The sequence below is a fragment of the Pseudomonadota bacterium genome (assembly GCA_010028905.1).
In the GTDB taxonomy this organism is placed as follows: Bacteria; Vulcanimicrobiota; Xenobia; order RGZZ01; family RGZZ01; genus RGZZ01.
Map to the genome: position 1 here is coordinate 1 of RGZZ01000215.1, position 8,305 is coordinate 8,305.

Genomic DNA, 8,305 nt, shown 5'->3' on the forward strand with positions numbered 1-8,305 from the left:
GAAGAGACGCGGGCCAGGCGCCCCTGCGCACCGAGCCGCCGCTCTGGACCCTGCAACTGGGAACCAGCCCCATCCGGGGGGAAGACACCCCCGGTCTGAGAGGGACCGACGGGAAGATCTACCACGTCATACATGCCAGCGACGACGCCTACCACGTGGTCGACCCGGCGGCGGGTCGCCTGCTGTGGAGCGGAAGCGTGGGTCGCCGTCACGTGCTCGAGGTCGACGAGCGCCAGCACGCGGTGATCGCCCCGCTCGACAGCGCCCTCCAGTGGCGTGCAGTCGAAGACGGGAGAGAGCTGATGCGCTGGCAGGCGCCGGCCGAGATCGGGCGCACGCTCAGGTGCGACGACAGCAGCCTTCTCGTGACCACGAAAGACGGCGCCCTCGTCTGCGTCGATCGCGCGAACGCCCGCACGCGGTGGACGTGGTCGAAGCGTGGCGCGGAGATCGATGTCTCTCTCGCCGATGGTCGAATCCTCGTCTTCGACCGCACATCGTCGACGCTCACCGCCCTCTCCAGCGACCGCGGGCAGCCAGTGTGGGCCCGCGCGGTGAAACCGATGCGCGCCTTTGGCGGCTGCCGGCGGGTGGGACAGATGACGGCCCTGGTCGGCGCCGATGAGGTCGAGCTCATCGACGCCAGCAGCGGCGCCATGTACATGCGGGTCTCGCTGCCCTCCGATGGCGGCGGAGAGCAGAACCGCCCGATGCACCTGGCCCACGTCGACGGCGAGCACTTCCTCGTGCAGAGAGGCGACAGCATACACGCCATCTCCACCCGCGACGCCCGAATCGAATGGACGACCGTGCTTGCGGGCGAACACCTCGTCATGCACATGACCGCCCCGGGACGCATGTACCTCGAGACCTCGAGCGGAAAGCTCCTCGGGCTGAGCATGCCGACCGGTCAGCTCACCTGGGAGTGGTGGTCCGGCGGCTTCATGCAGCACCTGCTCCCCGCAATGACCGCCCGCCTGTCGTTCATCGACTGGCGTCTGCGGCTGCTCGTCATGCAGGAGCGCCCAGGGAGTCCGCTGTGCCTCTTCGACACCGCCACGTCAGCGGCGGTGGCGCGCCTCGCCCTGCCACCAGGATTCACCGTGACCCGGATCATCGACGACGGCGCTCGCCTCCTCGTGCTGGGTCGAGATCCCCAGATGACGGTGACGCTGCTTGCGCTGCCCCGAGCCGAGAACCTGATGCCGTTCGGGCATGACTGAGACCCTTCGGCTGCAGGCCCGCTGCGGTGGCCTGCTCGGCGTGCTCCTCGCGCTCGAGATGCGCCTTGCGGCCGCTCGGGCGACGCTGAAGGGCCTGCCGTCGCCGGAGCAGGTGCCTCCAGAGTACGGTGCCTCGTTCCCCCCCGCGTTCCTGCAGGGAGACCTCGAGGTCATCATGCTGCAAGGCATCTGCCTCCTGGTTGCGCTGCTCGCTGCGCTCGATCTCGTGCGCGCGGCGCTGCCCCACGCAAGACGCCCGGGCGCCGTGGCGGTGAACCTCTGCCATCTGCTGATCTGCTGCGCCATGCTGATGCAGGTCGAGCTCGCCATGCGCACCTTCTGCGACCCCTGGCTAGAGACCACCGAAGCGCGACCAGACGCTGATGTCTACTGGTCGTACAACCCCCGCTTCCGCGCGCGAGGCCATATCGCAAACCGCTACGGCCTGCGGGGGATGGACATCGTCTCGGAGAAGCGGCCCGACGAGCTGCGGGTGCTCGTGCTGGGCGATTCCATCAGCGCGGGCCTCAACCTGCGCGAGGAGCAGACCTACCCGTTCCAGCTCAGGGCCTGGCTGCAGCGACGTTGCCCGTCGCGGCTCGTGCGGGTGCAGAACGGCGCGGTCTACGGCTACGCTCCATTCCAGGCGCTGCACGTGTTCGAGACGATGCGCGATGTGTTCAAACCGGATATCGTGATCATGGAGAACGGCGGGAACCGGGCCGGACTCGCCCGACAGGCCGCGGCTCCATCGCGTGGGCCGTGGGTGAGAGAAGCGAGACGGCAGCTCTTCTCGAGCGTGCTCTACCTCTACCTCCGGCAGCGTCTCGCGGGAACCGTGGGAGAGCTCGGCCCGCCTCCCGCCGTGACTGAACGCGACCCGCTCGAGGAGCAGCGTGACGACGACGACTACCGGCGCAATCTCGAGCGCATCTGCGAGCTGGGCCAGCGCGCGGGCGTGAAGGTGGTGTTCTACCTCCCCCTGCGGCTGCGTTCGCCCGCGTCGCGTGACATGGACACCATGCGCGCGGTGGCCACCCGCCACCAGGTGCCCTGCCTCGACCTCATCGCGCTCTGGCAGCGCCGGGGTAACGCCTCATCGCTGATGCTCCCGGGCGATGACTGCCATCCCAACGCCGATGGCGCGCGCGTGCAGGCAGAAGACGTGGGCACGTTCCTCATCGAGAGCGGAATGATACCGGCCACCGATGCCGCGTCAGCGCATCGCGCGCAAGAAACGCGCGCGAATCAGAACAGACTCGGCACTAGCGCGCGTTGACGAGCCTCTCGACGGGAATCACCAGATTCGTGAGCTGACCCGGCGGCTCGAGGAGGTGCTTCTTCACCTTCTCGTGGATGGCGCTCTTCTGCGCCTTTGTGAGAACGTCGCGCACGCGCCCGTCGAGTGCCGATGGCTTCCAGTCATTGGCCTGCAGACGCGTCTTGATCTCGGGCCACAGGCGGGCCAGATCGCCGCGCTGCGCGGGCGTGAGCCGCAGGTCTGACGGGCCTTCGCGTTCGAACGCAAGAACGCCGCAGAGACTGTCGTGCAGATAGACGTCAGAGAACGGATCGACGAAGGTCGGTTTGGGCGGAGCACCCGCGGGGCCGGGAGACGCGGTCTGTGAAGGCCGACGCGCATCGGCAGCGACCTTCGGACTTTGCCCCTCGAGCAGTTGATCGAAGGCTGCTCGATACTCTCCCAGGGTGGGAGGAAGACCGACCTTGTGGGCGGCGATGAGCGACCGGCACGCCTGCAGCTGGTCTGGCCGCAAGATCTTTCTAACCTCGTCATCGAGCTTCGACGGGCGGGTATCATTGGCCGCGAGACGCGCCCTGATCTGGGGCGCGAGCGCGCGCAGGCGGAGCCGCTGATCGGCGGTGAGGCGCAAGGACGCCGACCCTTCGGTCGTGACCGCGAAGAGGCCCCCGAGCAGGTCGTGGAGGAACAGATCACGGTAGGTGTCGACAACCGTGCGGGGCTTCTCGACGGGCGCCGGCGGGGTCGTCGCCACCGGAGCGGGTTGCGCCTGCGCCACGGACGCCGTAGGCGTCGATGCCGCCCCGCCGCTCGACGTCACCACTGGCGCGGCGTCGGGCACCTCGCCCCGCATCACCTTCTCGAACGGAGCGACGTACTCGGAGAGCGCCTGCGGCATGACATAGGCGCTGTCAGAGGTCAGCTTCCGGATGGCCGCCTTCTGCGCGGGGGTGAGCACAGCGCGAAGCTTTGCGTCGACGGGCGTGGGACGCGTGACGTTTCCCGCGAGAACCCCGCGGATGTCTGGCCAGAGACGGCGCAGCGCATCGCGCTGCTCCGGCGTCAGACGCAGCGCCTTGGCCTCGGGCTGCGCCGACACAGCGATGAGCCCTCCCACCATGTCATGGAGGAAGAGGTCTTCGTACGAATCACCCGCAACCGGTGCGGCGCCCCCCGCCGGTGACGCGCTGGCCGCACCCGCCGGCGCGGCCACGTCACCTGGCCGAACCGTCTTGGCTCTCGGAACGCTCCAGAGAACGTAAGCAATGTACGCGACGACCAGAACGGCCACGGTGCGAAGCTCTCTTCGCGTGACGTGAGCGTCAGATGCAGCGCTGACGGCAGACGGCGCACTGGCGCTTTCCGGCTGCGACTCGCGCTCTTCGAGCGCCGGCTCTGGTGGCGTCATGGCCTTCTCTCAGTTGGGGGCGCGGTCGAATCCTCCTGCCGCGACGCGCCGGGCGATGGCAGCAGCAGGTCGCCCCCACCTCCCCGTCCAGGACCGGCGTCGGGCGCTTCAACGGGCGTGGGCGAGGCGCGGCGGGGCGACGGAGCGCCCGATGGCGGAGGCGGTGATGGAGGCCCGTGCGGCACGCCCGCGGCCGCATCTGCCGGCGGCGTGTCGTAGAGACGCCAGGCCACGAGCTCTTCGTCGTCGACCCACGGCTTGCCCAGCGCGGGACGCAGGAGATCGAGCAAAACGCGGGTGCGACGCACGCCCAGCACATCGCGATGCACCACCAGCCATCGCACCCGCATCTGCGCCAGCTCCTTGAGCCCGTCCGGGAGCAGACGACGTGATTCATCGGCATCCCATCCCTCGAAGAGCAGGCGAGCCATGATGCGATGCACGTTGTTGCCACGGATCTGCGGGCTCACCTCACCGCTGGTGCGATAGGGGATGGGGTGATGGTGCACGGTCTGGTAGTAGTAGTACTCTCCTGGTTGCAGCTTGCTGCCCGGGCGCTCGCCCGGGAGGTCCCACACCGCGTCGGCTCCCGCCTCGCGCGCGATCTCGTGATAGATCGGGTGCACCCGCGCGGGAGACAGCGGCATGGGAAACGGGGTGGGAGACGCATAGAGGGTCTCGAGCAGAACCGCGACCGGCACGATCCACCACGTGCGCTCGAACAGGGAGAGACGCTCCCCGACGCGCTGCAGCGCGAACCCGGCAAGGATGCCAACCCCGAGGTAGACCAGCAGCATGAGACGAAACGGCTGGCCGATCTGCTTGAAGACGGGAAAGCTGTAATAGACGGCGATGTAGGGCCACGACGCGCAGAGCGAGCTGCCGCGCCCCACCGATGAGCGCAGGTGGATGACCGGGCCCAGCGACAGGATCGCGAAGAAGAGGGTGGAGCACAGCCAGAAGCGGAGGTCTCTGCCCCAGGGACGGGGCTGAAGCGCAAGCCCCACCGCCACGAGCACGATGACGATGACGCCGATGTAGTAGACCCGGGTGAGGCGGTCCATCGACCAGGTGGTGGTGGCGTTGGCCTTGCCGGGCAGCACGAAATCGACGAGCCCCGTGTAGTTGAGCTGGCTCTCACCGAGGTAGTCGACCCGCGTCTCCTCGTTTCGCTCCATGGGGGCCGCACCCGGCTGCTCGTGCTTGTCCGGCGTCACCAGGTTGTACGGGTTCTTGAGCACGAGGAAGAAGGTCGAGGCGAAGGGCAAGATGAGACCCAGCCCGACCAGGAGTATGGGCGCAGCTCGCCGAGCCCGATCGATGAGACCGCGCAGAAACGAAGTCGCGCTCTGGGCCGACCCGCCGAAGACCACGCAGAGGGCGGTCAGCAGCAGCAGGAACTCCGCGTAGTACCAGCACGCGTAGGCCGTGAGGAAGAGGAACAGCCCAGCCGTCGCCTGCGCCCGAAATCCATCGCCTCGCAGGGCGCGCAGCAGGAACACGAGATAGAGCGGAGGCCAGGCGAGGTTCACCGTCTCGGTCACGCCACTGGCCACCGAGTATGACAGCACGTAGGGCGAGAGACCGTACACAACACCGCAGAGAAACGCGCCCGGATGTCGCACGCCGAGCTGGCGCGCAAGCAGGTAGGCGCCCACGCACCCCCCCAGCAGCTGCGCCATGATGAGCACGTTGTAGGTGCAGACCAGCCCCAGCAGAGGCTGCAGCGGCACCGACAGCGAGGCCGTCATCGGGTCGGCGAAGTAGAGGTAACCGCCTTGGGGAAAGTTGATGTCGCGGGTGAACAGTGGTATCGCGTGGTGTCCGCGCAGGGCGTCATCAAACCACCACAGCCCCCACATGTGCTTCCAGAGGTCGGAGTACGGATCGCCGATGACACTGGTGCGAAGGGCCTGAGCGGCAGGCTGTGTGGCCAGCAAGATCAGCACGAGAAACCCCAGGCACGCCGCTGCGACGTCGCTGGAAAGGACGCGCGCGATGCGGGTCGAGAGCCTCACGGTCTCCGGCAGATCGGTCTGACTGCTCACGATGGCCCGCTCCTCAGGCGGTCTTCGAGAAAGTAGACCTCGATCTCATCGTCGTGCTGACGGGGCGCGCCCAGCGCATTGCGAAGCGCCGCCTCGACCTTCGCCCGCGCGGCTGGCGCCACATAGCTGCGGTGATAGATCACCACGTCGAACCCTTGCGCGACGAGATCTTGCGCCGCGCTCCCCAGCTCGAGCGCGGTGGGGTCGTGCTCCATGGCGAGACCGTAGGTGTAGGCGCGCACCGAGCGAACCAGCACGTTCGACTCGACAGCAAAGGTCATGCGGCCGCTGACGCGTGACGGGATGGGCTTGCCGTGAAGGGTCTGGGCGAAGAAGTACGCACCGGGAAGAAGCTTGTCTTCATCGGTGATCCAGTCTGCGGGAAGATCGAGCACCCCCCGCAAGGTGGAGGCGCGCAGCTGCGCATAGAGCGGCCGCTGCGGAACCGGCGCCAGAGGTAGCGGGTAGGGGGCGGGGGAGAGCGCAAGGTACTCGACGAGCACGGCCAGCGCGAGGCCGTAGCCGAGCAGCGGTCGGTAGCCCTGGCGCACGCGACGTTGAAGGCTCTGAAGGCCGCACGCGCACAGCACGGCGCAGGCGAGCATGAGCGGAACGCAGCAGCGGAAAGGAATGGCGATCTGGGTGAAGCCAGGAAACGCCGCATAGAACACCCGATAGACAGGGTTGGGCCACACGCCGTCGGCGGCGTGCGATGCCAGCAGGGTAGGCCCCAGCGCAAGCATTCCGAAGAGCGCTGCGCCCGCCCCCCAGAAGCGCGCGCGGGTGTCTATGACCCCTGCGTACACGGCCAGCAGCATCACCACCACCCCCACGTACGCGCTGCGAACCAGGCGGTCGACCACATGCGAGACCACCGCGCTCGCCTTGCCCATCTGCAGGTACTCGACCAGGGCCACCGAGTTCGTTCGATCGAGATAGAGCGGGGCTGTGGCGGCAGAGCGCTCCGAGATGTATCCCGGGTGCAGCGAGTCCGGGTTCTGCATGCTCATCCAGAACGCCACAAGCGGTGGGATGAGCACGTCGACGAAGACCACACCCAGAACGAGGAGTCGCAGCGCGACCCCTCTCAGCCGCGGGCCCCACTCGCCGCGGGGAACGCGACGGGCGAAGCCGACCAGCAGGTTCCCCAGCCAGAGCGCCGTCCACACCAGCGCGAACATCCCGAAGTACCAGCACCCGAACGCCGTAAGCCCCATGAGGGCTCCCGCCGCCACGGGCTCGCGCCAGGCACGGGTGATGTCATCGGGCCCTTCCTCGATGGCGTCGCCGAGGCGCAGCAGGGCGAGAAGATAGAGCGGGAGCAGGGCGAGATTGGTCGTCTCGGTGACGCCGCTGCCCACCGAATACGAGAGCACGAACGGGCAGAAGGCGTACACCACGCCGCCCACCAGCGCAGCCGAACCGTCACCGCAGACGCGTCGGCAGAGCAGCCACGCCGCGCCCGCGCCAGCGGTGAGCTGGAGCAGGATGAGGAGGTTGTAGACCACCGGCAGCGGCAGGACGAGCTGCAACGGAATCGATAGAAGGCTGTTCAGCGGATCGATGTTGTAGAGCGACCCGCCGTCTGGAAAGCCCACCAGGTCGGTGCGAATGGGGAACGGGTTCCCCGCCAGGGCGGATCGATGGAACCACCAGCACCCCCAGGCGTGCTTCCACGTGTCCGAGCGAGAGTCGCCCGCCAGCGCGCGATGCATCGACGGGACGAGAGGCCACGTGGCCACGACGGCGGCGATGGCGTAGAAGAGCATCGCGCTGCCCAGGCGAAACACCGGTCTCTGGAAGGTCTTCGAGCGTGGAGGACGTGGGCGTGTCGCGATGGGTCACCTGCCCTCGACAGACGGAGTCGACAGCGTCGCGATGAGCAGATCGAGCGGCATCACGCGCCGCACTCCCTCGTTCTGGCGCGCCAACTGCTCGGCACGCGCCATCTGCGCCGGTCGCACGGTTCTCCGGATGGCCTCGACCAGGGTCGCTTCCACCCGCTGCCCCCCCCGTGCCTGGGTGAACGCATCAAAGAATGCCTGCGCCTGCTCCGATGAGAGGCGCAGCGCAGCAACGCCGTCGAGGCGCAGCGGAGCTTCTTCGAGGGTGTGCACATCGAGAACGATGCCCCCCGATGGAGAAGACGACGACACGGGGCTGGGAGCAGCCCCTGTGGAACGGCGTTTCTCGAGCACCTTGAAGACGTCGTCGAGCGTGGGCCGATGCCCCTGGTACTCGAAGGGCTCGCGGTGTGCGCTCAGATACTCGACCTGGGCGGTGCTGAGCGTGCCCTGCAGCGCCGCGGTGGCCACAAGCGCGGCCTCGAGGGCAGGCCGCGCTGCGGCAGCCGCCTCACGCAGGG

General features: G+C 68.0%; 6 protein-coding genes. 2 read left to right on the forward strand and 4 right to left on the reverse strand.

The genetic code is table 11. The features are described 5' to 3' along the window. A partial coding sequence (locus tag EB084_14535) for a hypothetical protein (GenBank protein ID NDD29475.1) occupies positions 1–1,223 on the forward strand: 1,223 nt, incomplete at its 5' end. Beyond that, a complete protein-coding gene (locus EB084_14540) occupies positions 1,216–2,502 on the forward strand; it encodes a hypothetical protein (protein ID NDD29476.1) in 1,287 nt (428 codons plus the stop codon). The genes EB084_14535 and EB084_14540, both read left to right, overlap by 8 nt. On the opposite strand, the gene EB084_14545 is transcribed toward EB084_14540, so the two are convergent. From EB084_14545 to EB084_14560, 4 genes are read right to left on the reverse strand one after another with little or no spacing between them, the layout of a single operon-like run. Beyond that, a complete protein-coding gene (locus EB084_14545) occupies positions 2,489–3,892 on the reverse strand; it encodes a hypothetical protein (protein ID NDD29477.1) in 1,404 nt (467 codons plus the stop codon). The genes EB084_14540 and EB084_14545 overlap by 14 nt on opposite strands. After that, entirely contained in the window at positions 3,889–5,940 is a 2,052-nt protein-coding gene (locus tag EB084_14550) for a hypothetical protein (protein ID NDD29478.1), read from the reverse strand. The genes EB084_14545 and EB084_14550 overlap by 4 nt, the downstream gene beginning before the upstream one ends. Further along, complete coding sequence (locus tag EB084_14555; protein NDD29479.1) at positions 5,937–7,730, reverse strand: hypothetical protein; 1,794 nt, start codon at positions 7,728–7,730, stop codon at positions 5,937–5,939. Before EB084_14555 ends, EB084_14550 begins: the two co-directional genes overlap by 4 nt. 51 nt (positions 7,731–7,781) lie before the next feature. Continuing rightward, the gene (locus EB084_14560) at positions 7,782–8,255 is read right to left on the reverse strand and encodes a hypothetical protein (protein ID NDD29480.1); all 474 of its coding nucleotides are present in this window, start codon (positions 8,253–8,255) and stop codon (positions 7,782–7,784) included. Positions 8,256–8,305: the final 50 nt, after the last annotated feature.